The organism is Chroococcidiopsis sp. (assembly GCF_051657925.1).
Taxonomy (GTDB): Bacteria; Cyanobacteriota; Cyanobacteriia; order Cyanobacteriales; family Chroococcidiopsidaceae; genus Chroococcidiopsis.
Map to the genome: position 1 here is coordinate 1 of NZ_JBOFLP010000269.1, position 26,649 is coordinate 26,649.

22 protein-coding genes and 1 tRNA gene are annotated in these 26,649 nt (G+C 44.6%); 9 read left to right on the top strand and 14 right to left on the bottom strand.

The window, feature by feature from the left end; genetic code table 11:
- Positions 1 to 94: 94 nt before the first annotated feature.
- The 3 genes from ACRC32_RS22180 to ACRC32_RS22190 form a co-directional block, all read right to left on the bottom strand.
- Positions 95 to 559 (bottom strand): hypothetical protein, encoded by a 465-nt coding sequence (locus ACRC32_RS22180; protein ID WP_438556008.1) that lies wholly within the window; start codon positions 557 to 559, stop codon positions 95 to 97.
- A 50-nt stretch (positions 560 to 609) separates the two neighbouring features.
- Positions 610 to 1,569 carry a diguanylate cyclase domain-containing protein gene (locus ACRC32_RS22185; RefSeq protein WP_438556009.1) on the bottom strand — a complete coding sequence of 320 codons (960 nt, stop codon included), beginning with the start codon at positions 1,567 to 1,569 and terminating at the stop codon, positions 610 to 612.
- 280 nt (positions 1,570 to 1,849) lie between these two features.
- Positions 1,850 to 4,582 carry an ATP-binding protein gene (locus tag ACRC32_RS22190; RefSeq protein WP_438556010.1) on the bottom strand — a complete coding sequence of 911 codons (2,733 nt, stop codon included), beginning with the start codon at positions 4,580 to 4,582 and terminating at the stop codon, positions 1,850 to 1,852.
- A 425-nt stretch (positions 4,583 to 5,007) separates the two neighbouring features.
- Here ACRC32_RS22190 and ACRC32_RS22195 point away from each other — a divergent pair, with 425 nt between their 5' ends.
- Positions 5,008 to 5,331, top strand: coding sequence for a hypothetical protein (locus ACRC32_RS22195; protein ID WP_192157624.1), 324 nt, complete (start codon positions 5,008 to 5,010; stop codon positions 5,329 to 5,331).
- 72 nt (positions 5,332 to 5,403) lie between these two features.
- On the opposite strand, the gene ACRC32_RS22200 is transcribed toward ACRC32_RS22195, so the two are convergent.
- Positions 5,404 to 6,291 (bottom strand): metal ABC transporter permease, encoded by an 888-nt coding sequence (locus tag ACRC32_RS22200; protein ID WP_438556011.1) that lies wholly within the window; start codon positions 6,289 to 6,291, stop codon positions 5,404 to 5,406.
- 45 nt (positions 6,292 to 6,336) lie between these two features.
- On the bottom strand, positions 6,337 to 7,056 hold the full coding sequence (locus ACRC32_RS22205; RefSeq protein ID WP_438556012.1) for a metal ABC transporter ATP-binding protein: 720 nt from the start codon (positions 7,054 to 7,056) through the stop codon (positions 6,337 to 6,339).
- Positions 7,057 to 7,108: 52 nt separating this feature from the next.
- Here ACRC32_RS22205 and ACRC32_RS22210 point away from each other — a divergent pair, with 52 nt between their 5' ends.
- The 3 genes from ACRC32_RS22210 (at position 7,109) to ACRC32_RS22220 (ending at position 9,331) form a co-directional block, all read left to right on the top strand.
- Positions 7,109 to 8,071, top strand: coding sequence for a metal ABC transporter solute-binding protein, Zn/Mn family (locus tag ACRC32_RS22210; RefSeq protein WP_438556013.1), 963 nt, complete (start codon positions 7,109 to 7,111; stop codon positions 8,069 to 8,071).
- 227 nt (positions 8,072 to 8,298) lie between these two features.
- On the top strand, positions 8,299 to 8,901 hold the full coding sequence (locus ACRC32_RS22215; RefSeq protein ID WP_438556014.1) for a hypothetical protein: 603 nt from the start codon (positions 8,299 to 8,301) through the stop codon (positions 8,899 to 8,901).
- 58 nt (positions 8,902 to 8,959) lie between these two features.
- Entirely contained in the window at positions 8,960 to 9,331 is a 372-nt protein-coding gene (locus ACRC32_RS22220) for a four helix bundle protein (RefSeq protein WP_438556015.1), read from the top strand.
- 42 nt (positions 9,332 to 9,373) lie between these two features.
- Here ACRC32_RS22220 and ACRC32_RS22225 read toward each other — a convergent pair whose 3' ends face one another.
- The 3 genes from ACRC32_RS22225 to ACRC32_RS22235 form a co-directional block, all read right to left on the bottom strand.
- Positions 9,374 to 9,973, bottom strand: a complete 600-nt coding sequence (locus ACRC32_RS22225) for an MBL fold metallo-hydrolase (RefSeq protein ID WP_438556016.1) — start codon at positions 9,971 to 9,973, stop codon at positions 9,374 to 9,376.
- Positions 9,974 to 10,028: 55 nt separating this feature from the next.
- Positions 10,029 to 11,549, bottom strand: coding sequence for an alpha/beta hydrolase family protein (locus ACRC32_RS22230; RefSeq protein ID WP_438556017.1), 1,521 nt, complete (start codon positions 11,547 to 11,549; stop codon positions 10,029 to 10,031).
- Between the two features lie 178 nt (positions 11,550 to 11,727).
- Complete coding sequence (locus ACRC32_RS22235) at positions 11,728 to 12,321, bottom strand: Uma2 family endonuclease (protein WP_438556018.1); 594 nt, start codon at positions 12,319 to 12,321, stop codon at positions 11,728 to 11,730.
- Between the two features lie 176 nt (positions 12,322 to 12,497).
- Here ACRC32_RS22235 and petJ point away from each other — a divergent pair, with 176 nt between their 5' ends.
- Both petJ and ACRC32_RS22245 read left to right on the top strand, forming a co-directional pair.
- The gene (gene petJ / locus ACRC32_RS22240) at positions 12,498 to 12,839 is read left to right on the top strand and encodes a cytochrome c6 PetJ (RefSeq protein WP_438556019.1); all 342 of its coding nucleotides are present in this window, start codon (positions 12,498 to 12,500) and stop codon (positions 12,837 to 12,839) included.
- A 134-nt stretch (positions 12,840 to 12,973) separates the two neighbouring features.
- Positions 12,974 to 14,575, top strand: a complete 1,602-nt coding sequence (locus ACRC32_RS22245; protein WP_438556020.1) for an Hsp70 family protein — start codon at positions 12,974 to 12,976, stop codon at positions 14,573 to 14,575.
- A gap of 33 nt (positions 14,576 to 14,608) precedes the next feature.
- Here ACRC32_RS22245 and ACRC32_RS22250 read toward each other — a convergent pair whose 3' ends face one another.
- From ACRC32_RS22250 to pdhA, 6 genes are all read right to left on the bottom strand, one after another.
- Entirely contained in the window at positions 14,609 to 16,063 is a 1,455-nt protein-coding gene (locus ACRC32_RS22250; protein ID WP_438556021.1) for a hypothetical protein, read from the bottom strand.
- A gap of 971 nt (positions 16,064 to 17,034) precedes the next feature.
- The gene (gene prmC, locus ACRC32_RS22255) at positions 17,035 to 17,928 is read right to left on the bottom strand and encodes a peptide chain release factor N(5)-glutamine methyltransferase (RefSeq protein ID WP_438556022.1); all 894 of its coding nucleotides are present in this window, start codon (positions 17,926 to 17,928) and stop codon (positions 17,035 to 17,037) included.
- 15 nt (positions 17,929 to 17,943) lie between these two features.
- Positions 17,944 to 18,726 (bottom strand): Tic22 family protein, encoded by a 783-nt coding sequence (locus ACRC32_RS22260; protein ID WP_410500418.1) that lies wholly within the window; start codon positions 18,724 to 18,726, stop codon positions 17,944 to 17,946.
- 380 nt (positions 18,727 to 19,106) lie between these two features.
- A tRNA-Pro gene (locus ACRC32_RS22265) sits at positions 19,107 to 19,180 on the bottom strand.
- A gap of 89 nt (positions 19,181 to 19,269) precedes the next feature.
- Positions 19,270 to 20,139, bottom strand: a complete 870-nt coding sequence (locus tag ACRC32_RS22270) for an aldose epimerase (protein WP_438556023.1) — start codon at positions 20,137 to 20,139, stop codon at positions 19,270 to 19,272.
- Positions 20,140 to 20,228: 89 nt separating this feature from the next.
- Positions 20,229 to 21,263 carry a pyruvate dehydrogenase (acetyl-transferring) E1 component subunit alpha gene (pdhA, locus tag ACRC32_RS22275; protein WP_438556024.1) on the bottom strand — a complete coding sequence of 345 codons (1,035 nt, stop codon included), beginning with the start codon at positions 21,261 to 21,263 and terminating at the stop codon, positions 20,229 to 20,231.
- A 376-nt stretch (positions 21,264 to 21,639) separates the two neighbouring features.
- Between pdhA and ACRC32_RS22280 the strand changes: the two genes are divergently transcribed.
- The 3 genes from ACRC32_RS22280 to ACRC32_RS22290 form a co-directional block, all read left to right on the top strand.
- A complete protein-coding gene (locus tag ACRC32_RS22280; protein WP_438556025.1) occupies positions 21,640 to 23,913 on the top strand; it encodes an IMS domain-containing protein in 2,274 nt (757 codons plus the stop codon).
- A gap of 138 nt (positions 23,914 to 24,051) precedes the next feature.
- On the top strand, positions 24,052 to 25,026 hold the full coding sequence (locus ACRC32_RS22285) for an AEC family transporter (RefSeq protein ID WP_438556026.1): 975 nt from the start codon (positions 24,052 to 24,054) through the stop codon (positions 25,024 to 25,026).
- A gap of 394 nt (positions 25,027 to 25,420) precedes the next feature.
- On the top strand, positions 25,421 to 26,649 hold a 1,229-nt coding region (locus tag ACRC32_RS22290; protein ID WP_438556027.1), incomplete at its 3' end, for a DUF4912 domain-containing protein.

Sequence of the window (26,649 nt, forward strand, 5' to 3'; positions counted from 1 at the left end):
CGCCATGTATTTAATTTTTATCAGAAGCCTTTGCCTGTGGTTGTAGAGATGCATTACGATACACCCCTACAATCTATATCTAAACCACCTGTATCTAAACCACGCGATTCACAATCGTCCACACGTCTCCATCAGAACGAACATGAGGGACTGAAATCGTTTGAAAGCCAGTGATAAACGGTTTGTAGTAGACTTGCCAATAACTCGGACTGATTCGATCTGCGATCGCTTTAAGCGCACGGATTTCTTCAGCTAATTCTCCTGCAAGTTCGTTGATTCGATCTGCGTGAACTTTGGCTTGCGTTCTCCCTTCCTCGACGTGTTGCTCGATCAATTGATATTGCGATCGCACCTGCAAGGCGGTGAATTCGGCGCGTTTTTGCCGCAGTTGCGCTGTCAAAGCCGCTAAGCTTTCTAGTAGCTGTGCTAAGTCATCATTTGTTTTCTGCGCCTGGGTAGAGCGACTTTCTGGTGACTCAGCGCTGAGGGAGGCGCATTCTTGCTGTAGAGCCGCAATTTGAGCGCGAATTGCCTCAATCTCTGCTTGGTTTGGTTGCATTGTATCGGTATACCAAATTCTTTGGATCTCTTATCTAGCTTGCCAGTCTTCTAGAGGCGATCGCAAATACAATAAGTATTACGTCCTTGCTGTTTGGCACAATAGAGAGCGCGATCGGCAGCAGCGATCGATTTTTCAGTTGACATTTCCTGATGCGGCATGTGACTGCTAATTCCTAAAGACACAGTGACGTATGCACTGACTTTAGACTGAGAATGAAGAATCTGAAGCTGTTCGATCTCTGCTTGAATGCGTTCGGCGACTCGAATTGCACCTTCAATATTGGTATTTGGCAAAATAATTCCGAATTCTTCACCACCATATCTTGCGACTAAATCTGCCGGACGTGTTACAGCACGCATCAACGCCTTGGCAATGTTCTGTAAACAAATATCTCCAGCGATATGACCGTAGCAATCGTTGTATTTTTTAAAGTAATCAACATCACACAAAATTAAAGCTAGCGGTGCTTGCTCCCGTGCTAGTCGCCGCCACTCTCTCTCAAAACAAGTATCAAATTGGCGACGATTAGCAATTTGGGTCAAGCTATCTATATAGATGAGATTTTGTAATTCCTGATTTGCTTTTTGCAGCGCGATCGCTTGTTCCGTTACTGTGCGTGTCAAAAAGCTCAATTGTAAATGTACTGACACTCTGGCGATAACTTCTGCTTCGTAAAATGGTTTTGTAATATAGTCTACTGCTCCGACAGCAAAACCTTTAATTTTCGCCTGCGGATCGGCTAAAGCAGTGATAAAAATAATGGGGATTTTTTGCGTAGCTGGATTTGCTTTGAGTCTGCTACAGGTTTCAAATCCATCCGGTGCTTCCATCTGGACATCTAATAATATGAGATCTGGTGGCTCGCAATTTACCAACTCGATCGCGCTTTCGCCATCCATCGCAACTCTAATGTTAAATCCCGCGCTTTTTAGCGTATGCGATAGAACTGACAAATTTGTAGGATTGTCATCCACAATCAATATCAGTCCAGTATTTAGAGTTTTCATCAAAGTATTATAAGATTAATTTTAAAAATAAATTTGCTTCTAAAAAAGTAAACTTAAACGCAGTTGTAAGCATGGGCAATACACATGAACATTGACTATTTATCTGGAGTTTATTCGTTAAGCGATCTGATTAATTAATATAGCAATTATATATCCTTTGCGAACAATAGATACTTTTCTATTGCAAGCATAAATAATTTCTATAGCAGGATATCAGCCTATTTTACGTTCATAAATCAAATAAGAATGCTACAATAAAAAGCCTTATCTCATCATCCCTTCAATTTTTTATGTATTTTTGCAGTTTTTCTCGTAGTTGTCTAACCTGAAAGCTTTCGGTTAACTGAATAATTTCTTGAGCAAAATATAGGTATTTACCATTTAACTTTTCTAATTGATAGGCTACGGTTAAAATTTTATCCAGATCGCCTTTCTTGACGAGTTCGTATAGTTGAGTCAAGATTTCGTCTGGAGGCAGCTCGGTTTGATGAGGCTGGCTAAAGACTATTTGATTTTCGTGTTGTTCGTAAATCCAGGTTAAATTTAAATGCGAGCGTAACATCTCTAATAAAATTTCTGCTTGTATTGGTTTGGGTAAAAATTCATCGGCTCCAGCAGTTAAACTACGGTATTGATTGGGTTCAAATACACTAGCAGAAGAGGCGATCGCGACAATTCCAGAAAGTTGCTCTGAGGCGCGAATTCTCTGTAACATTTCAAAGCCATCCATCAATGGCATTACTAAGTCAGTAACAATGAGATCTGGATGAAATTTATATGCTTTTTCTAATCCTTCTCGACCGTTCTCAGCTTCTGCTATTTCAAATCCAAGTGGCTCTAAAAGACTGATTAAAATAGATCGATTCTCCCAGCGATCGTCAACTACCAAAATTTTTTGTTTGTTACCATGAAAACCAACAATCTTACCTTGAGACCTTAGCCTAGCTATGTCCAACCATCTTGTAGTTTCAGTCAATTCTAGATCGAACCAAAAAATACTACCTTTTCCTATTTGACTAGATACCTGAATGGTACTCTTCATCAAAGAAACAATTTTCTGGGTAATTGCCAGTCCTAAACCACTTCCTTGCGCTTGGTATTTACGATCTCCCACTTGCTCGAAGGGTAAAAAAATCTTTGTTAATTGTTCGGCTGTCATCCCGACACCAGTATCCTCGATTTGAAACCTTACCTGATAATTTAAATTTTCGAGTTTTCGGCTTTTAACTATAAATTTAACTTCCCCACGCTCTGTAAATTTAATTGCATTACCGAGCAAGTTAATTAATATCTGTCGCAAACGCTTCTCATCAGCACAAATTCCAGCAGGTATTTCGCTTTCTGCACTATAAACGAAAGCAATTTTCTTTTGCTCGGCACGAACGCTACAAATTTCTACTACCCCTTGCAGAAAAGCAGGAAAATGAAATTCTATGGGATAAAGTTCCATTTTCCGCGCTTCAATTTTTGAAAGATCGAGAATATCATTAATTAGGGTGAGGAGATGATTGCCACACTGCGCAATAATGCTAATTCCTTTATGTTCTTGCTCTGTAATTCTTGAAGAGCGTTGGAGAATTTGAGCGTAACCTAAAATCCCATTTAACGGAGTCCGCAGTTCGTGACTCATATTAGCAAGAAATTCGCTTTTGGCTTGATTCGCAGCATCAGCAGCCTCTTTTGCTAATTGCAGTTGGAGAGTACGTTCGCTTACGCGCTGTTCCAATGCTTGATTTGTCATTTCTAAAGCTGCAAAAGATTCTTGCAATTGTCCTGCCATTTGGTGGAAGGACTTAGTTAAAATATCAAGTTCTTGAATACCTTTAACTGTGACTGTTTGCTCTAAATTTCCAGCAGCAATTTCCTGACTGGCTCGACTCAACTTTAAAATTGGTTGAGTAATCCAACGAGAAGTATAAACACCAATTGCTGTAGCGATCGCTAATGCTCCTAAACAGAGCAATATTGTAGTACGAGTGTTAGCGTTAATTTGTGCCATGAAATCAGATTCAGGCACAACGACAACCACTAACCAGTCCAAACCGTATTTATCTTGCCACGGTGTCACTCGGACGAACTGGCGATTTCCTTCTAGCACATACTCTAGCTGTTGGCTATGTCGAATCTGTTTTAGGTTGTCAAACTTAGATTGTAAATATCGTGCTGTAGATTGAATTAAGCGATCGCGACTGTTGAGAAAATTAAGACGCTGTGCTTTGCCACTAACAATAGTATATGACGATTCAGAACTCGAACTTCCTACGACTAATCCATTCCGTTCGACAATGAAAATTTTTCCCGACTGGCTCACATGTATGCGGCGCAAGAAATCACCAATCTGTGTGAGGCGCAGGTCGGCGCTAATAACTCCCAGCAATGCTTTATTTTTGTTGTAAATTGGATAGCCAGCCGCAACTGATAAAATATCTGGATCGCTATCCCAAGCGTAAACCTGGCTCCAAGTCGGTTTACCTACTCGCGCCGTATCTTGAAAAATAGCCTCAGCTCGCGGATCGTAACCCGATACAATCTCAATTAACTTAGTACGATTACCACGACTATCTGTAGCGTATACGTAACCTTTTCCTTTGGTAGCTGAAGAGACTTCATCAATTACAGCCTTCTGGGGATTTTTGTAATAGCCAGCTGCGGCATATTCACCTTTTACTGTTGCATAAGAAATATAGCCAACATTAAATACCTGCAACTGTTTCCAGAAATAATGTTCTAGGCTGGGATAGTTTTGCAAGTTCAAATGTCCTAGTTCCACCGCATCGGCATTAATTTGATTAATTTGATGTGGAGTAGCTAGATAAGTATCGAGGTGCCGATTGACTAAATGACTCGCTTTGGTGATTAGCTGGTGAGCTAGGTCATTAATCGCCTGCTGACTATTTCGGAAGGAGAGATACCCTACTAGTCCCACAGCGGTAAAGATTTGTAGCACAAACGGTACGACTAGAATCAGGCGTAGTGGTAGTTTTTTAGAATCGGTGACAACAGGATTCTGCATAATCTGCAAGTTTCACAGATGGAAGAAGGGAAGATTCTTCTATTGATAACAACAAATTTTTTCTAAAAAAATAAATCGATCCCAGCGAACGATCTATATAAAGCCTTATTCATAAACCTATTTGGCTACATAACTGAGGAATTTTCACTTGCTTTTAATATTTGCAGCTAGAAGTTAAAGTCATTTAGTAATTTAGTTACGATCTTCTCTAGAATAATGTTAAATAATTAACCCTAAAAAAAGTAAATATTCAACCTCAAAAAGAGCAATCGACGATCGCCTCTGTAGATCCAGACAATAAGTGTGGCGATCGATATGTTTTCTGTGATGAATAAATCTTAGATAATTACAAAAAATTTGGTTTACAAAACAGATGAAATCAGTTAAAATATGCGCCAACCAGATAATTCTTTATGGCGTGACTTATGAAGTTATCTAAATTAGCCTTATTTGCCTGTCCTACGCTCATGGCATTGATACTTATAGCTCCCGATCCAGCTCAGGCTAGAGAAATTGTTACTCAACCTAACGATACCTCAAAATCGGTATCTCCTCCCTTAGTTGACATAGTATTCGATCGCCCAACTCCTAAACCTTTTACCAATGTTACAGAAACTCCATCAAAAGATGAAGTTCCTACTTTAGATTTCACTGATGAAGAGTCGCAGGCTGCAATTCAAAGATATGGTTGTGACTGTTCTAGTTGTATCGTTGCAGTTCAGCAATTACAAGGTAAGCTACCGCTTTGACAGTTATCAGTTATCAGTTGTCAGTTGTCAGTTGTCAGTGTAGAGACGTTACATCCAACGTCTCTACAATTTTTAAATCCGTTTTTTTGATTGTTTGAATTGACGTAAGATTGAAAGAGAACGATTTGCTACTGCTGGCTGGGTTAAAATACCTTGGGATGGGCTGAATAATAGCGCTAATACAAATAATCCTGAAACTACTAAGACAATCGCTGCACCAGAAGGAACATTGAAATAGTAGCTAAAATACATTCCAGTGACACTACTAAAAATCCCAATAACTGCTCCAAAAATCATCATTTGATGCAATTCTTTCACGAGTAAGTAAGCTATAGCTCCAGGTCCAATTAAAAGCGAAACAACTAACACTATACCCACTGCTTGCATACTTACAATAATTGTCAAGGTAATAGCAGCCGTTAAGCCTAAGTGAATTAAAGTGACTGGTAAACCGACAGCTTGAGCGCCCAAGGGATCGAAAGTATAAAATAATAGTTCTTTGTAAAATAGCTTAACTAACAGCAATATGATGATGGCGATCGCTAAAGTTTTCCATACATCAATTGTTGTCACTCCTAAAAGATCGCCAAAGAGAAACTGATGTAAGTCTAGTTTACTTTTGAGTACGGTAATTAGAGTAATTCCTAATGCTAAAAAGCCTGAAAAAACTAACGCCATTGCTACATCAACTTTAATTCGAGACTGAGACTGAATCCAAGAAATGACAAACGTGCTGAGCGTACCGGAGATAAACGCACCGACAAATATATCAATTCCTAGAAAAAATGCGATCGCTAGCCCTGGTAACACTGCATGGGCGATAACATCTCCTAATAAACCCATCCGTTGCACGATTAAATAAGTGCCGATAACCGAGCAAAGTATGCCTAGTAAAATCGCGGTTACTAGCGCTAAACGCATAAATTCAAAACTTAGAGGCTCGGTTAATAAATTGAACATTGGTAATGGGTAATGGGTAATTGTCAGGGACGGATATCATATTTTCTACTGATTTAACAACAGTACGCTATCTCCATATGTACGTTGAATGTTGGCTGTTGTCGCGACTTCTTTGAGTGAACCATTGGCGATTAACTGACGATTTAATAATAAGAGCCGATCGCATTTGATTAATGTTGTGGCGAGATTGTGGGTAATAACTAACAGAGTTTTACCTTGCAATTTTAATTCAGAAAATACATCAAACATAATTGTTTCGGTTTTCTTGTCGATGCCAACAAATGGCTCGTCAAAAAAGAATAATTCTGCTTCCTGTGCTAGCGATCGCGCTAAGAATACTCGCTGCTGTTGTCCGCCGGACAACTCCCCAATTTGTCTGTGACGCAGTTCCCACATCCCAACTCGATCTATAGCGGTAGCGACAATTTGCTTAGATTGACGATTGGGTTCGCGCCACCATCCTGTCTGTCTCGTCCGTGCCATCATGACAACGTTCCATACGGTCACGGGATAATCCCAGTCAATTTGCGTGCGTTGGGGAACATATGCTACTGCATCTAATTGCCGTTTCAAAGCGCGATCGCGATACTTTACCACTCCACTTACAGCTGGTACTAAACCCAACATTGCCTTGACCATCGTGCTTTTACCCGCACCGTTAGGACCGATCGCGCCAACGAGTTGTCCTGGTTGCAGGCGAAAACTGACATCTTCAACAGCAGATACACCTCGATAGCTGACGGTTAAATGTTGGACTTCTAACATACGCCCTCTTATAGCACAATGATAATCATTATCACTCAAGCTCGAAAAGAAGATGTTAAAGTTGTCTGTCAAATCCATAGCTACCTTTGCGATGGCACTTGGTCTAGCTGGATTGAATCTCAAAGGGGATGAGGCGATCGCGCAGAAAAATAACTTACCACTTGTAGTGGCAACGAACAGCGTTACCTGCGGATTAACTCAAGAAATTGCGGCAAACACCATAGACTTAAAATGTTTAATCGAACCTGGTGCTGACCCTCACTTATATCAACCGACACCAGAAGATAGCAAAGCGATCGAGCAAGCGCAATTAATTTTGTATGGTGGTTACAACTTTGAGTCTGGTCTAATTAAACTAATCAAAGCCACCTCTAACCCCGCATCTAAAGTAGCAGTGCATGAGATTGGCGTTCCCAAACCCCAACAACTTGAGGAAGACGGACAAACCGTTACCGATCCACACGTCTGGCATAATGCCCAAAACGGTGTTCGCATCGCTAATGCGATCGCTGACTCCTTGTCACAAGCACTTCCGAATAACGCCGCAAAATATACCAGCAATACCAAACAACTGACGGGCGAACTCAAACAGATCCATACTTGGATTAAATCTCAGATTCAGACAATTCCACCTGGACAGCGTAAATTAGTCACCACCCACGATGCAATGGGTTACTATGCAAATGCTTATGAAATTCCAATTGAAGGAGCCTTACAAGGGATTAGCACGGAAGAAAGACCTACAGCCGCCAGGGTAGCAGAACTCGTCAAAGATATCAGAAAATCTGGCGTTCCAACAATATTTGCTGAAAAGACGGTTAACCCGCAACTGATTGAGGCTGTAGCAAGGGAAGCAAACGTCAAAGTTGCAGAGCGAGAACTCTACGCTGATAGTTTAGGAGAACCAGGAACAGACGGCGATACTTACCCAAAAATGCTAGTTGCCAATACCCGTACAATTGTCGAGGGGTTGGGAGGGAATTATGCTGCCTTTGAGTCTAAGCCTGTGCCGTAGTTTCGGGAGTCGGGAGTTGGGAGTCGGGAGTTGGGAGTCGGGAGTCGGGAGTCGGGAGTTGGCTGTTGGTTTTTTTCTCCCCCAGCCTCCCCAGCTCAAGAGCAGCTCTCTTCTCCCCTCACTCCTCGCTCCTCGCTCCCGATCGAATAAACTTTCTTGACATTTCCAAAAAAATATGATTATCTCTAGTAGACTTTTGGCGAAAAAGCTCAGAAGGAGGTTGGGGCGTGTTTTATCGTTGTGCTGTGTTGGGAATTTTAGGGTTATTGGCTAGTGGTGTACCTGCTTACGGTCAAAGCTGTCAGTCATTAAATGCGATCGGGGGTGATGGGACGCAGGTGAGAAAAATCGTTTCCGCACCAGGAATGTTGATCTCTCGGAATAACTACAATACCGATTTTGGCGTACCAGGCGGTGCTATGTTCGATCGCTTTGTAGTCGATCTGATGCCAGAACAGACTGCTAAGTACAACATATCGGTTTACCTGAAATATAGCGATGGTACGAAGGATCAGTTCTATCGCAATTCTTCTGTGAGGCTGCTAGAAGGTCAGCCGCTAAAAATCGCAGCTATTCCCCGTCGCGACAATCAACCCTATCAGGTCAATGTGAGAGTTGGAGATATTAGCTCTACAGGTCATAAATATTCGGTTTCTGTAGCTGGTTGTGTGGTAGAAGAGGAATTTGGAGATGCAGGCACTTCCGAAAGAGCGAACGATCTCGACAGAACGGAAAATACAGAACTTCCCGCAACTTTGGAAGATCCTAACCGGATCGAAAATACCGAACTGCCAGTAACTCTAGAAGATCCCAACCAACTGCATAATTAGGGTGTAGGGTGTAGGGTGTGGGGAAAGACAGCACAGGTGTAAGAAGCAGCAAGTATTGATGGGAGAAACACTTATACAGTCTTATCGCGATCTAAGAGTTTGGCAAGAAGCTATGAATTTGGCTGAAGCTTGTTATCGAACTACAAAAGCCTTTCCTAAAGAAGAACTTTATGGAATGACTTCTCAAATTCGTCGAGCAGCAGTATCAATTCCTGCTAACATCGCTGAAGGCTACGGACGAAAAAATCGTGGAGAATACATTCAATTTTTATACATAGCACAAGGCTCTCTTAAAGAGCTGGAAACCCATCTGCTAATAGCACAGAGAGTAGAACTGACTTGCTGCCAAACTATCAACTCGCTGCTGATTCACAGCGAATCAGTAGGTAGACTCTTATTAGCTCTTATTCGAGCGCTAGAAAATAAGTAAAACCCTACACCCTACACCCCACACCCTACACCCCACAGCCTCTCATAGCGTTGCTGCTAGTTCCTTGAGGCGATCGCTACCATTGCGGAAGATAGACCAACCATCACCTACGAGTACGGTTTCAATACTATCGATCGCGGCAATGCGACGAACTGAGGCTATGGCATCCGCTTTGTGACTGAGCTTATTATCAGGCAAAATTGTCAGGCTACCAGCTTTGGGGGCGCGAATTAAGTCACCTGTAATTAAAGTCTTACCTTCAATTAAAAGTGTCAATTCCCCAAGAGTTTTGGAACCAGATAAAGCAAAAACTTGTAACCCTGAGACTAACTCATCCCCATCCATCAGCCAGCAGTCGCACGCAATGGGGAAGGTTTCTTTTTCACCTAATGGGGCAGCAATTTTCGCTCCGGTGATATGGGCGATACCTTTAGCTGCTCTGATATGGTCTGAATTCGTGATAATAATCCAAGCTGCACCACCAAAAGAATTGAGGCGATCGAAATCGTAGTTTGATAATGCCAAAGGATCGATGAGGATATTACCTTTGGGGCGAATCCAAACAAAGCTATTGAAATCCATGTTTCGATCGCGGTCGAAAATCGACCATGCATACATATCTGGGCGATGCAACGATTTCATAAGCCATTCTCGATTGCTAACACTGATATTATTGGCAACTGAATTTAAGCTTAGGTTATCCTACCAGGGGAAAAGCAGCCGCGATCGCCCAACTGAAAAATAGAGAACACCCAATTGCATAAGCCCAAACATCTTTAACGGCAGCCGAGGCGATCGCGAACATTGCCAAAAATAAGGGGAAGATAGGCAACAAAAGGAAAATAAAACCAATTTGGGGCAGAATTTGGATTGTTGCCAACAGCCCTATGACTAAGACTAAACTTTGTCCCAACCACCAAATAAATCGGATTTTGATACGACTTTGTTGTTGCGCGATCCCAGAAGCAAGCAACCAGGGAAAACACAACAGCGATAACCACAACCACAATTGTAAGCGAACGGGAACTAACCACCACTGTAACCAGACTACCTGCGCCATCGCCCCAAAAGCAACCCAAAGCAGGAGAAACAGCCCTAAACCCAATCCCAATCCTGCTAGAGTCAAACGCAGTAAACGCAAGTTAGCCAATAGCCAGACGATACCAGCCGCATAAAACCAAATTCCCAACGCACCACCTACCAACACGCCACCTAAGCTGGCAATGTCCGTGTTGCGGTTTAGTAATGCGAGTATGCCAATTGCCCCTAAAGGACTCAAGATTAAACCGATCCAGCTTTTGAGGCGATCGCTCTTACTAACTATGTCAGAATTGTGAGCTTGAATTGCTGCTTGAAACAGCAGATCTGATACTCCTCTTGCAGGAAAGCGCCGCCAAATTCTCGGTGGCTGACGTAATATCCCATTTGAAATAACTGGAGCAACAGCACCCAATACCAAGAGCCATGCAAATAAATGCACGCCATACCAACTCATGCGATTATCTATATAGTTGCTAGAGTTTTGAATGCCAAAACTGCGATCGAGCCAGGTTTTAGCAGCTTGATGGCTAGCTCGGCGAAAGAGAATGGTAATATGTTCGGCATTGGGAATGATGATGAGCGATCGCCCTTGACCTTCTCCCCCTGCTCGCTGTAATAACTGTTGGGCATTGACAACAAAACGCGGTTCCCAATTTCCTGCTTGTATTTGCAAGTTAGTCGGAACCTGGGGTGTGACTGCGGCTTTAGTAGGAGAGATAGCAACAGTTGCAGTAAAGCGATCGCTCTGTTGAATTGCTGCTGTCATCGCCGCACCGCTACCCATCGAATGTCCCAATACAGCTACTCGTTGCGGATCGACTCTAGGCTGAGTAAGTAAGGCTTTGTATGCAGTATCGAGATCGGCTTGGAGTGACGATCGTGCCAAGGATTTATGATTAGCTCCATGCCCGCTAAAATCCCACAACATCACCGCATAGCCTGCATGAGCCAGCGTGTAGGCATAACCCAACATCAACTGCTTAGAACCTGCAAAACCATGAGCTATCAGTACTCCTGGTATTTTTTGCGATCGGGCTGGTGCGACATAAAGTATCGGGATGCCATCTTTAGAAAGGGACTGTACGATTAGCCCAGTTCTTGCAGAGGCGATCTGCCACCAAGAAAGCACGATGAGGAGTATTGCAATAATAAATAGAAATAAGCGTTGGCGAGTCACAATAATCGGGAGTCGTAGGGGCGGGTTCACTCAGAATATTAGTTGAGAAAAGAGTTTTTTGGTAAACCCGCCCGTACGGGAGTGGGGATAGAAAAATTCACTACCGATTACTCAGCCTACAATAACGGAGCGTTCCTAATACATCGTTTACAATCTCAAAACCGCGATTTTGCCCCAACTAGTTTTGAGCAAATGCAAAAATCTGCTCTGCTGTTAGCTCGAACGTTGGAATTACTGTCGATTCAATTCGAGTTTCACCTGCAAACACTTTATCCTCGTACTGCCCATCTACCCACTGACACACGGTAATTCGCCGTTCTTGAGGATCGACAATCCAGTATTCGGCAATGCCTCGCGCTGCATACTCCGTGCGCTTGTATCGATAATCGCGGCTACGATTGGTAGAGCCAGGAGAAACAATTTCAACAATTAAAGCAGGTGGTGGCATGTCTCGCATGACGATCGAACGGCTTGCACCCGATAAAGCTGCTGCCGATTCTTCCGTATGCACCAGTAGATCGGGAATGCGACAAGTTGCTCGTCGTCCTGAAACCTCGACTTCAGTATCTTTATAAGCTATAAGAGCTAGGGGAACGAGCTTAGCTAATTCAAGAAATAAACCTCTCGCGATCCGATTGTTCTCATCCGATTCCGTCGGCATTTCTACTAATTCTCCATCCACCAATTCATAACGCCTATCCGTGCCATCGTCGTAGGCAAGAAATTCCTCAAACGTCAACCGTTTTGAAGTCGTAGAAATGCTCTGACTCATGGCTGCAACCTCTACTCGCTTTTCTCCATCATGCTCTCAAAATAGCCTTTTTGCCCATAAATTCAGGCTGGGGGTGATGTCATTTCGCTTGAAGGGACAGCAAAGCGACTTTACCTTTCACGCTTTATATTGGCTTATAGCAGTGTCGCTACATACAATTTCTTTACCATATGAAAATGTTATTCAAGCAAATACTTGGTTTCGTGCTGGTGATGTTCGTAGGAATGGCGATCGCCTGTTCTACCCCAGCCTTAGCCGCAGACACATCAGACGGAGCCAAAATCTTTGAAACTCAATGTGCGGGATGCCACATTAACGGTGGCAACATCGTCAGACGCGGCAAGAATCTGAAACAAAAAGCTTTGAAAAAATATGGCATGGATTCGCTAGAGGCGATCGCCAATATTGTCACCAACGGTAAAGGAAATATGTCAGCTTATAAAGATCGCTTGACAGCAGAGGAAATCCAAGCAGTTTCCGCCTATGTCCTCCAGCAAGCTGAAACAGGGTGGCACTAACGAGGGGCTGGGGGCTAGGGCAAGAATGAAGGATATAGCTTGCGCTCCTAAAGGGGTAGGATAAATTTAGAATTCACAATTTAACCCTGCTCAGAAGCTCCCTGCTCCCTTTCTTCACTGATAACTGATTAAGCATGGCGATCGCAATCGATTTTGGTACGAGTAACACTTGTATAGCCCGTTGGAATCCCGTCACACAGCAAGCGGAGACTTTGAGTTTACCAGGCTTATCTCAGCAGTTGGGACAAAACCCACCCCTGATTCCCAGTTTGGTTTATGTAGAAGATGCGGCAAGCGATCGCGTGTTAATTGGACAGACAGTACGCGATCGCGGTTTGGATTTAACGACTGACCCGCGATTTTTTCGTAGCTTTAAGCGCGGCATTGGTACGGAGATTCAGGGATTTTTGCCTCAACTGGATGGCGAGACAGTCTCGTTTGAAGGAGTCGGAAAGTGGTTTTTGAGCCAAATCATTGAGAAATTAGCCACCCAAGCCCCTGAAGACGAGCAATCTTTAGTCTTAACAGTTCCAGTCGATAGTTTTGAAGCCTATCGCTTGTGGATCGGTGAGATTTGCCGTGCTTTACCCGTGGAACAAGTGCGAATTTTGGACGAACCTACCGCTGCCGCTTTGGGTTATGGCATGGCAGAGCGGGATAATTTATTAGCGATCGATTTTGGTGGTGGCACTTTAGATTTATCTTTAGTTCGCTTGGATGGTGGCGGAAATACTGTCAAACAGCAGACAGGTTTTTTACTGCAATGGGGCAAGAAATCTTTTGCCACAAAATCTGGGCAGAAGGTCAAAACTGCGCGTGTTTTAGCCAAAGCAGGGCAAAATTTAGGCGGGACTGATATCGATAATTGGATTGTCGATTATTTCGCCCAGGAGCGGGGATTAGCTGTATCTCCTTTAACAACTCGCTTGGCAGAAAGGATAAAAATTCAACTTTCCAGCCAGGTGCAAGCCAGCGAAGTTTATTTTAATGATGAGACGTTTGAGAGTTACGAATTAGAATTAGACCGCGATCGCCTCACGCAAATTTTGACAGCCCATCAATTTTTTGAGCAATTAGACGAGTCAATGCAGGCACTTCTACAGCAGGCGCGGCGACAAGGGATAGAAGTATCAGATATTGATGCCGTATTGTTGGTAGGTGGAACGGCACAAATGCCTGCCGTGCAGACTTGGGTACAGCAGTATTTTCCCTCAGAAAAAATTCATGGCGATCGCCCGTTTGAAGCGATCGCCCAAGGTGCGTTGCAGATCTGTCAAGGTATAGAAGTCAAAGATTTTCTCTATCACAGTTACGGCATCCGTTATTGGGATAGACGGAATCAATGTCACAACTGGCATCCAATTATTAATCCAGGGCAACCTTACCCAATGACTAATCCCGTAGAATTAGTTTTGGGCGCATCGTTAGATAATCAGCCCAGTATCGAACTCATTGTGGGGGAACTGGGGGCAGAGACTGGCGGAACGGAAGTATATTTTGATGGCGATCGCTTGATTACCCGCCGTTTGGATAGTGGTAAAAAACAAGTACAACCCCTCAACGACCGAGATGGGGCAAGGCAAATTGCGCAATTAACCCCACCTGGGTATCCTGGGAGCGATCGGATTAAAGTCCTGTTTCAAGTAGATGCACAACGCTGCTTGCGAATGACTGTAGAGGACTTACTCACCAATCAAACTTTACTCGAAGATCGAGTGGTAGCACAGTTGAGCTAGAGTTGTAGAGGCGCGAAGCACCTCTACAACCAATTAATCGATTGAGACATCATCCCACTTGACATAGTCTCCCGAATTGCCAGTTCCCGAAGTCCCTAGTTCGATGACCGTCCAGTATCTCGAAATGGGGACTTCAATCTCTAAGTATTCCCACCCATTTTTCTTGGTTGAAGTCGCTGAAATTTCGGCATCGCCATTTTGATAGTCGTAACCTAATGCTTTCAGAGTTGCTGATGCCTTACCGTTGACATACACCCAAGCACCCATCTTGACCTTTTGTCCCTTTGGTAGCTGACCAACAATGCGTCGGACGCTCACAGGCGTATCTGGAGAAGCATCACCGTTCTTGAGTTTGACATATCCGTTTCCTCCATGTGCTCCATCATTATCGTTACGGACAAAATTCACGTAGGGCGAAGCACCTTCAAGAATCCAGACATCGTTGCTATCAAACGGTATCCAGCCTGTTTCAACATTGTTGTCAGACTCAAAATCGGCATTACTCAGAGCTTCATTTAAGCTCAAATCTTTGATTTGCTGATAAGTTTTAGTTGGGTTAAAACCTGGAGCAACAGCCCAGCTATCGTGACCGTCAAGATCGAATAGTAGTGCGTGGTCGTAACCGAACCGCTTCAATTGTTGTCCGAAATAAGCAAACCATCGACGGCGACAGTCTTCTGTTTCATACTGCGAACCGTTGCAATACTCGTTAATCGATCCCGACTCGCTAATTGCTAGAGGTTTGTGAATACCACGCGATTCTAAGACTCGCCAAGGATGTCCGAGGCGATTCTCGGAAATTTGTCCGCCGTAGGCGTGCAAGCCAATATAGTCGCTCACCTCAGCAATCCCAGCATCTAGCATTTCGTCTAACAGACCGGATTCAATTCCCATTACGGGCGGCGATTCAATTTTGATATTCGGCTCAATCTCTTTAGCTGTTTCGTAAGCAATCCGCGTCATATCGACGCATTCTTGAGCTGACATCTTACCGTTACCGTAGTCGAGGTCGGGTTCGTTATCGATGATGTAGTAAGAAATCTTGCCTTTGTAACGCATCATGACGTTACGCACAAAATAACGGAAATTTGCTTTCCATTGGTCGTAGTTACCGTCTCGATTGACGTGCATCCGCGCCGATAGTACCAGATGAATTTTGAGTCCGGCGTTGAGATACCGATCGATGGCTGCATCTCTGGCTGACCAATTGAAACCAGCGCCCTCTGTGAAACCGCCAACACCATCCATCCCCATACGGGCGACTTCTAAATTCAAGTTCTTCGTATGCTGGATGGAGCGATCGACATATTCTGAATCGGTGTTGTAGCCAGTGCCGTTGTTAATCCCTAAGTAACTCGTTAGCGCCCGTGCTGGCAGACTGTAGAGGAGAGCCGAGGCAACAAAAAAAGAGACAATGGTTTTAGGCTGTAGCGATCGCAATAACGATTTGTTTTGAGCTAAGTGTTGGATCTTTTGGTGTAAATTCATCTTGTACCCTGATAAGTTGACAAGCGACTGTCAGCCCCATGCATCACTCAACGCAACTAGAATTGTGCGAGTGCGGGACAAGTCACGCAGATTTGCACTTGCTTTCGCCCTCAGCAGTTTTAATTAGAAAAATTGTGGTTAGGGGCAGAGCGTTTAATTCAAGTAGCTTTTCAAGTAGATAAAAAACACTCTATGTCAGTGCAGTTATGCAATAGAGAAGTGTAATGAATTGGATAAGTTGTGGCTCGTTACACCTCATGCAAATCTAAGTTTTGACAGACGCAGATTGGTTACTTTACAGCAGCTTTAAAAAGCTAAACTAAACCTAAAGTATTCTCGCTCTAGTATCCATTCAAGCGAAAATTTACTGATTTATTGGGTAGGTAATTTTTCAGGGCAGATTGCAGCTATAGACTTGGAAGAACATAAAGCATAAAATTAGCCGAAATCCAAGCTAATCAAGTAGAAAAAATCAATAAAATACCTGTATTAGCTCGCCTAAAATAAATTGCATATATGCTTGAAAGCTTCTGAAGCAGAGGATTTCATTCAAAGTGACACTTATCGAGTTGCGATCGCAAACTTACTAGTAGTAGAATTACGGAACTTTGACGAGTAATAATAATTTTTTTGAGTTTTTTAGAATTTTGCAGTCATCTACAAGTCTGCACCAGACTGCTGTTCGCAAATTTATAATAAAATGATGGGATACAATTTGACATTTGCTTATTTAGCTAGATGTGTCATTTTTTAAATAAAAATTTTTCTTGGTTAAATTTCGGTAATTGCACTGACTGATTTGTCTTCGTGCTAAATGCAACAGAAAATTTATTCAATGCATGTTTCTTAGTTGACTTTTATAATCAAACTTAAGTCTCAGCGATTAGAAATCGCCCCTATACTCAAATTGCACTTTGCGTCCACTCTACGACAACGCTTTGCTTTGCGTCTTTGCGCGATCGCAAAATCCATCACTGCCTATAAGCCAGAGCAAAACGTTCTATTCCAGCCAAATCTGGATAAATTTGAATGTTAATATAACTTCCCTGCTGCTGTAACAACTCGCTTACAGTTTCAGCCTGTCCCGCCATCATTTCAATTAACCAAACACCACCCGATCGCAAAAAATTTGGCGCAGTTGCAATCAAATGACGAATGCAATCCAAACCATCTGTACCACCATCCAAAGCTGAATGCGGTTCGTGATTGGCAACTTCTGGTTGTAGTTGAGGAACGAGAGAACTAGGAATATAAGGCGGGTTTGATACCATCCCACAAACCTGACCTTGGAGAAATGCTAACGGCTCCCACCAATTCCCTAAATAAAACTTTAGCCGATCGCCGTACCCTAAATTTAGAGCGTTACTTTGGGCAATTACCAAAGCCGAGGAACTGCGATCGACAGCATGAACTTGAGCCGCTGGAAAAACAGCAGCCAAGCCAATCGCGATCGCGCCGCTACCCGTACCCAAATCGACCCAATCTCCTCGTTCTAATCCAGTTACAGAACTTTTGTTAACTGCTTCAACTGCCAGATCGATTAAAATTTCTGTTTCCGGTCGCGGAATTAAAACAGCGGGAGAAACTGCTAGCTTAAAATTCCGCCAGGGTGTAGTCCGGGCAATGTATTGTACTGGTAAGCGTTCTTGCAACCGCCTCTGCCACAATTTGTTCAACTCAGCTAAAGGTAACTTCAACTGAATTTGCGGTTGGTTCTTATATAACTCCAAGCGCAGGGAAAGAGTATCTAACCCTGCGACTTCTTGCAGCAACCAATCTAGTTCTATAGACGAGACATCAGCCGCGATCGCATCCATTACAGCTTGCTGTCGCCATCGCCACAGTTCTAGACCAGATGTATTCATTTGGGTTGTTCGGAATTAAGGCTTTTTAGCTGGTTGGTTGGGTGCTGCTGGTTGGAGCGATCGCACGAAGTCAATCGATTCTTTGGGAGGAACCAAAACAATTTGACTTAAACCCTGGTCGTTGCGAGTTTGCATTGCTTGCAATACTCCCTCCAAGTTGACAACTTGGATTTCAATTGTCGAAGCTAGATCGGGCTTCTGTTTCTTGAAGCGTTCCAGCATCGTCTGTAATTCAGTTTTATTGAAAAAGAAAGGAATGACTTGCTGATCGGCTTGTTTAATTGTCAGGTAGCCTTTTTCCTTGCCAGCTTTAGCGACAAATAATGGCGTTCCCTTAAATTGCTCCGGCTTTTGACCGCTTTGCTGTAGTAATGTTTTAGCAGCGTCAACCTGCTGCTGTCCTGGGACAAAGGCAAAGTTGGGAGAATTAGGCTTTTTCTTATTTGTTTGCTCTAACTTATAAACTTCTGCTAGAGAGACAGGTACAACTCTGACATTTTTCGCTAACTCTGGATTTTTCTGCTTCAGGCGATCGATAAAAGCCTGTGCGTCTTGGCGATTGATAAAGACTCCAGCTACTCCCGATTTATCTTTTTGATCTGGTACGGAAGCTACCAGTGGTGCGCCCTTATTATCCGTGATTGTAAACATTGGCACAGGTCCAAGCTTTTGCAAGATTTGCTGTTCTGGCAAAGCCAAGACCTCTAGAGCGCCCATTGTCGTCGTACCAATAATGGTACTTCCCACCACTCCTAACGTTGCACTCCAGCGAATCATCGATTTTATAACTGATTTCATGAGTATTCCTGACATCAATGACCAGATTGTGTTTCTTCCAGTGGTGGTAAAAATACCCACCCAACTAGTTGTAGTTATAGTAGCAGTGTCTTGGCAAGAGGGTTGATCCGACCAATGCGATCGCCACCAACTCTTACTGACGGTACGACCCCACTTATTGTTCACCTTTTTGGAATATTTTAAGAATTAAATAGATTTGTGAATAGAAGGGAGCTTCTGAGCAGGGAGCTTCTGAGCAGGGAGCTTCTGAGCAGGGAGCTTCTGAGCAGGGAGCTTCTGAGCAGGGAGCTTCTGAGCAGGGAGTAGGCAGCAGTGACCAATGACAAGTGACCAATGACGACCTTGCGAAAGATCTCGCTACCTTACCTAACAAATTAAAATCGGGATGACAGGATTTGAACCTGCGACATCCTGCTCCCAAAGCAGGCGCGCTACCAAGCTGCGCTACATCCCGTAGCTGACACTCTTTTAGAGTAACACAAGTACCCCAAAAATTAACTCAGAAGTTTCAATAAGATATTGAAAACTTTGCATGGAGCGAGCTTAAGTAGAGGTTATATCCAGATTGACCCAAGTTTGGACTTCACCACCAGGTTCGATATAAATCAGATCGGTTCCCGTATTTAAAGCATTGCGTGGAGCTGTCCAAGGCTCCAAACAATAGTAGTCCTTGCCCTTAATTGTCCAGAAAACTAGCGTACCGTAATAATTACTGCTCCATGTCAGTTGTAAACGCTGAGAATTGTTGCTGACAGTCGCTTTTTGGTTTGAGAGTGGTCGGAAGGCTAAATCGAGTTCTTCTTGCCCGAAATCAAAATTTCCGCTGAAGGCGTGCATTTCCTTCGTAATTTGATTTTGAAACTGAGTTGCTGGAATCTCAAATTTCAAATCTGTTTTGTCAGAAACTTGGAAATAAGGGTGTAACCCTGTCGAAAATGGCATGGGAGCGGATGAGCGATTGACAAATCGCTGCCAGATGCCCAACCAGTGACCTTTAAACTCGTAGGTAAACTCTACTTGGAAGTCGAACGGGTAAACCGTGCGAGTTTGCTCGTTACTATTGAGAACGAGCGTGAGGCTAGCACTATCGCTTTTAGCCTCAGAGTCGATCGCTTCCCAAGGTAGATCGCGGGCAAAACCATGTTGCTTAAGCGTATATTGTTGCCCTTGATACGTGTAGGTATTATCTGGTAAGTTACCGCAGATCGGAAACAAAATGGGAATTCCACCTCGTATGCTCATTTCAGGACGAGCAAACCGTTCTGCGTCCAAGTAGAGAATTTCTCGTCCCTGGACGCGCCAACGGGTAATGATTCCACCTCGTTCAGGTACGACTTCCAACAGCGAATCAGTGGATGAGTCTGTTAGAAGGTAGGTTTTGTATTGTTGTTTTTGCTGTGAAACTTCAAACACCTATTTTGTCCTTACTACTTGTTGTCATTTGTCAATAGTCATTTGTCATTTGTAACAGCCAATGACCAATGACCAATGACCAATGACCATTACTCGTCTTCCGCAAAAATGAAGCGATACAGTTCGCTGGGATCGGGTTCGGGACTGCTTTCAGCAAATTGTACGGCTTCGTTAATGGTCTGCTGAATTTTGCGATCGATCGCTTTGAGTTCTTCTTGCTGGACGAGGTTTTGCTCGACTAAATAAGCTGCTAATCTCGTAATTGGATCGCGAGCAAACCAAAACTCTTTTTCTGTCTTAGTACGCAGCTCGTCAGGATCGGCGAGAGAGTGACCTCGGAAACGATAGGTGAGGGCTTCAATGAGAGTTGGTCCTTCTCCGGCACGGGCGCGGGCTACTGCCTCTCTAGCTACGGCGTGGACTGCTAGCACGTCCATCCCGTCTACTTCCACTCCCTCCATGCCAAATACGCTGGCTTTTTTATAAATTTCTGGCTGAGAAGTTGCCCGTTCGTGCGCCATCCCGATCGCCCACTTATTATTTTCGACGACAAATAAAATCGGTAATTTCCACAAAGCCGCCATATTTAGCGTTTCGTAGAACTGACCGTTATTGCAGGCTCCATCGCCAAAAAAGCAAGCTGTCACCTGGTCGGCGGTTGCATCTCCTAGCGCTTCGCGACGATACTTAGACTGAAATGCTGCACCAGCGGCAACGGGAATGCCTTCAGCGACAAAAGCATAACCACCAAGTAAGCGATGCTCGGCAGAAAACATATGCATCGAACCGCCACGCCCTTTACTACAGCCTGTAGCCTTACCGAATAACTCTGCCAATACTTCTTTAGCAGGGACTCCCGCACTTAGAGCATGGACGTGATCGCGGTAAGTGCTGCAAACATAATCTTCTCCCGGTCGCATTGCTTGGATTACGCCAGAAGAGACGGCTTCTTGACCGTTATATAGGTGAACGAAGCCAAACATCTTACCGCGATAATACATTTCGGCGCATTTATCTTCAAACATGCGCCCCAAAACCATATCCTCGTAAAGCACTAGCCCTTGTTCTCTGGTGATTTGGGCTGTAGCAGCGTGAAAAACGGGTAAAGTCCGCTCCTGAACCATTACTATGTAATACCTTTGCGATCGCTAATATGAAATTATTTTTTAAGATAACCTGTTATCAGTTATCAGTTATCAGTTGTCAGTGAAGAAAGGATGTAGGGTATGGGGTGTGCGGATTTTTGAATTTTGGATTTCCCCTCTGCTCCCTTGTCCCCCTACTCCCTACTCCCTACTCCCTACTCCCTCTATTAAGTAAAATTTCAGTTCGCAACGACTCAACGATCCATGCTTCAAGCTGGTAGATAAAATAACTTTGAGGTTAAAATCCACAAGTTATCATATAGGCACGTTTTGCCAAGCTATGGAAAAACGCTATCGCTTGACATCTCGATATAAATAAACTACTAATTTTCTCACGGTGCAGGGGAGCTTAACTGTGCGCGTTCCATTAGATTATTATCGCATTTTGGGACTACCACCCAATTTTTTTCAGCCGATGAGTGCGGAACAGTTGCAACAAGCTTACCGCGATCGCACCGCGCAACTGCCGCAACGCGAGTATTCTTTGACAGCGATCGAGATTCGCAATCAACTCATCTCTCTTGCCTATCGAGTCCTGTCCGATCCCCTACAGCGACAGCGCTACGATGCTGAATATCGTGCCTCTGCCGATGAATTAGCAAACAGTGGGATGATGAATGGTGCTGCGGATGGCGAATTTGATGAAGAATTGAACGCGCCATCTAAGAGTTTCGACCGTAATTTTGAACTTGAACCTGAAACCGATCGCCTCAGTATTGAAATTGCCGACGATCTGCTGATCGGAGCGCTGATAATTCTGCAAGATGCAGGAGAATGCGAACTGGTATTGAACTTAGGTCAGTCTTTCCTCAGCAATAGCGATCTTGAAGCAGACAGCGACGCTCAAAGCGATCGCCCTGATATTGTCCTAGCTGTGGCTCTTGCTTATCTACAACAAGGACGAGAACAATGGCAGAACGACCGGTATGAAAATGCAGCTGTTTCTCTCCAAGCAGGGTATAGCTTGTTAGAACGAGAAGGGCTATTTCCCAACACTGCGGCAGAAATTGCTGCCGACCTAGAGAAACTGCGCCCCTATCGCATTCTAGAATTGGTATCGCAACCCGAATCTCACATTGCCGAAAGGCAGCGAGGGTTGCAACTGTTACAGGACATTTTGCGCGATCGCCAAGGGATTGAAGGTACTGGCAATGATGGTTCGGGTCTGAGTATTGAGGATTTTCTCGGCTTTATTCAACAACTACGAGACTACCTCACAGCGGCAGAACAACAAAGTCTATTTGAAGCAGAAAGCCAGCGTCCTTCAGCAGTAGCAACGTATTTAGCTGTCTACGCCTCCATTGCCAGGGGGTTTGCGGCACGAATGCCCGCATTGATTCACCAAGCAAAAATCCTGCTGCTGCGGTTGGGAAAACGCCAAGATTTATATTTAGAACAAGCAATCTGCTCTCTGCTGTTAGGTCAAACAGTAGAAGCAACTGAAGCCCTTCAACGCAGTCAAGAAGAAGAACCTCTAGCCGTTATCCGCAAAAATTCTCAAGGTGCGCCCGATCTTCTGCCTGGTTTGTGTCTGTACAGCGAAACGTGGCTACAAACAGAAGTCTTTCCTCACTTTCGCGATTTGGCGACTCGAACGGCTTCGCTCAAAGACTATTTTGCCGATCCTGGCGTGCAGGAATACTTAGAAGCTTTGCCAAGCCAGCCCGACTATGCGATCGCAGAATACCAGTTTGTTGCTCCAGCAGACCGCGCTACGGACGGAAACGAGCGGGTAGCAGCCAGAAATGGGCAACGACAGGCGATCGCAGCTAGTGCCGCAACCAGCAGAGGAGTAGGGGAGCTTGGGGGCAGAGGAGATGAAAACTCCTCTCAAGGAACTGTGGCTGTGTTGTCCAATCCAGAGCCAGTGACGGCAAGCTCAAGTGCTACGAAGGCAACTTCTGGGGTGGAAAAAGCTACACCACCTCGCCAGCGCCGCAATTCAAAAAATCGTCTGCCACAGCGAGGGAGTCACGATAATGGCAAGGATCGCCCCAGTGGAGCGCTCGGCTTTGGTTCTCTCAAGATCGGTCGTTTGGCAATACTGTTAGGTGGCGGGACTCTCGGTCTAGCTGTTTTGTGGTTTCTCACCAGTCAAATCTTCGCCTTATTCCACAGAACCGCAACTCCACCCATAGCCCAACAGCCAGCTATCGTCTCAGAACAACTAGTCGTAGAGTTGAACCAACCGCCTATAGCAATTCCTCGACCGCAGCCAAAGCCAGCAGTATCCAAACCATTGAATCTGAATCGGGATACGGCTGCTCCAGTCGTTCAAGCTTGGCTAGCGGCAAAAGCCGCCGCTTTTGGCTCGGAACACGCGACGGATAAATTAAAGCAAATCCTGGTCGAACCAGCTTTATCTCAGTGGCAAAAGCGCGTTCAAGACGATCTGCTCAATCGCCGCGTCCGGCACTACAAGCACAGTCTTCAGATCAATGGCGTGAAAAATGACTCAAAAAACAGCGATCGCGCCCAAATAGAGGCGACAGTTGTGGAAGTCGCCCAGATCTACGAGCGAAACCGTCTGAATCGAGCCGCTTCTTATCATGAAAAGCTGCGCGTGCAGTACAACTTAGTGCGCCAAAATGGTAATTGGCGAATTCAGACTATGAAGGTGCTGAAATAGCAGTTTTAGCGATTAGCAATTGGCAATTAGCGATTAGGATTGTAACTTGTGGGGTTAGGGTTTAGCTTCACTTCTCTATTTACACTCGCATGTCGCTCAAATAGCTAACGGCTAACAGCTAATAGCTAATAGCTCAATATGACAGAAACTTTATTTCATGCTTACTTGCCCCTGATTGCGTGGACTGGTTTGGGGCTAATAATGCTTCGCCTAGTACCGGAGACTTTACCCCACTGGTTGGGTCGCGGTCTCTACTGGGTGGGAATTCCTTTGGAAATCCTGGCTTTGGCGCGTCAAACCAATTTTTCAGAGCCAGCGGGATTGGCTCCAGGAATTACTTTAGCAGCGATTGGCACTGGAGTGGCGATCGCTTATTTGTGTTTAGCTAGCTTACAGCAGTTTGCCGAGCGATCGACAAATGCTAACATCTCAGGCTTTTTATCTCAGCCGTGGGACAAGCCATCTTACCAAGGCAGTTTTATTCTAGCTGCGGCGCTAGGAAATACAGGTTTTGTCGGATTGAGCATCGTCCCTACCTTTATCGATCCAGAGTACTTGAGCTGGATTGTGTTTTTCAGCATCACCCATAACATAGTTGGTGCTTACGGGTTTGGTGTATTGATTGCTAGCTATTTCGGTCGTTCCGAACAATCCCATCACTGGTGGATTCATCTGAGAGATGTTTTAACCGTACCGATTCTTTGGGCGTTTGCGATTGGTTATTTCACTCAAGATGTGGCGCTTCCACGTATCGTTGAGTCAGGCTTGCAGGGATCGATTGATGTTGTTATCGCCTGCGCTTTTCTCTTAATTGGGATGCGCTTGTCTCAACTACCAGGATGGAAAAGCTTTCAACAAGGGATAATTCCGGCTGTATTGCGAGTCATCGTTATCCCCGGATTGGTGGGTGTAGCAACTACTTTTGTATTGGGGTTATCGGGCGATCGCCGTTTGGCAATGGTGCTGATGTCTGGCGTTCCAACTGCTTTTGCCGGACTGATTTTTGCTGAAGAGTACGAACTCGACCGGACGACGATCGCCAGCAGTATTATTCTTTCTACTATTCTCTATCTTCTCGTTCTGCCTTTGTGGTTGTACGTGTTTGGTAATTAGGGACTCGATTGCGTACATGACGTTTGTAGGGGCGCATAGCTGTGCGCCCCTACCTGTTGGAGGCGATCGTCAGGCAATGTCATGAAAACATAACAAAATTGGGGGAGTTTCGACACACGATCGTCGTCAATGTCATAAATCTATGACATAGCGATCCCCAAAAAACTGATACCTACGTGGGATCGATTGAAATCGGTCTTTTCACAACGATCTTGCTAAGAGTTTTTCTGCTACAAATAGTTAACAAAGCGATCCCCGCGATCCCAAAAAAATACTGTCTGCCGCAAGGCAAGGATTGCGATTGGGAAAAAGGGAGAAGGGAGCTTCTCTTGCACTAATTCCGAATTCCAAATTCTGAATTCTGAATTCGTACTTTATATTGGAGGTTAAATTTATGGCGAAAGAACGCCCACCTCTAGACGACATGACACTGCGGCAGTTGCGTCGAGTTGCTAGCGAATATAGCATCTCCCGCTACAGTCGAATGCGTAAGTCGCAACTATTGGCAGCAATACAACAAGCCGAGCGTACTAAACTCTCTAGCACTCAACCGCGTAATCTGGAGGCACAAGAAACAGTGGAAGCAGCTAAATTTGAACTGGGACAAGAAGACCGGACTGGTGGTTCCTTAGCTGACGTGGATGAGGGTTTGGCGGATTTACCTGGAGGCTATGGCGAAAGCCGAATTGTACTGATGCCACGCGATCCGCAATGGTCGTACACGTACTGGGATATTCCCAACGACCACAAAGAAGAACTGCGTCGCCAAGGCGGACAACAGTTGGCGTTGCGCCTCTACGACGTAACAGATATTAACATCGAATTTCAAAGCCCCCACAGCATTCAAGAATATCCTTGCGACGAACTAGCGCGGGAATGGTATTTACCGATCCCAGTGAGCGATCGCGACTATGTGGTAGATATCGGTTATCGCTGCGTTGACGGTCGTTTTCTGGTTCTGGCTCGTTCCGCTACCGTCCACGTTCCCCCCGTCTATCCTAGTGATTGGATTGAAGACCACTTCGTTACCGTCAGCATGGATGAAGATCTGCGCGGTAAGACTGTATTTGAACTGGTTCCCCCTGCTAAGCGCATGGCAATGACAGCTGGTAGCAGCACCAGCAATCCAATTTATGACGAAATTTTCGGCATGGCTCAAGGTGCAGAAGCGCAGCGAGTTGCAGGTTCTCTGTTTGGTTCCATGCAGCAGGTTCCAGAACAAGCAATCAGTTCTTACGTCTTCCCCTCTGGCGTGGGAATGTGGGCAGTACCTACTGTATCTGGTTTAACCATGTCTGGCGTAGGTATGTCCGGCGTAGGCTTCTCTGCTTCTGCCGTTCCCATGCGTCCGCGTCAGTTCTGGTTAGTTGCCGATGCTGAGTTAATTGTTTACGGGGCAACCGAACCAGATGCAACAGTAACCATCGGCGGTCGTCCAATCAAACTCAATCCAGATGGGACATTCCGCTTCCAGATGTCATTCCAAGATGGGTTAATCGACTACCCAATTATGGCTGTGGCTGCTGATGGCGAACAAACTCGTTCGATCCACATGAAATTCAACCGCGAAACACCTTCGCGCAATACTAATACTAAGGAAGAAGCCGTTCTCGAATGGTTGCC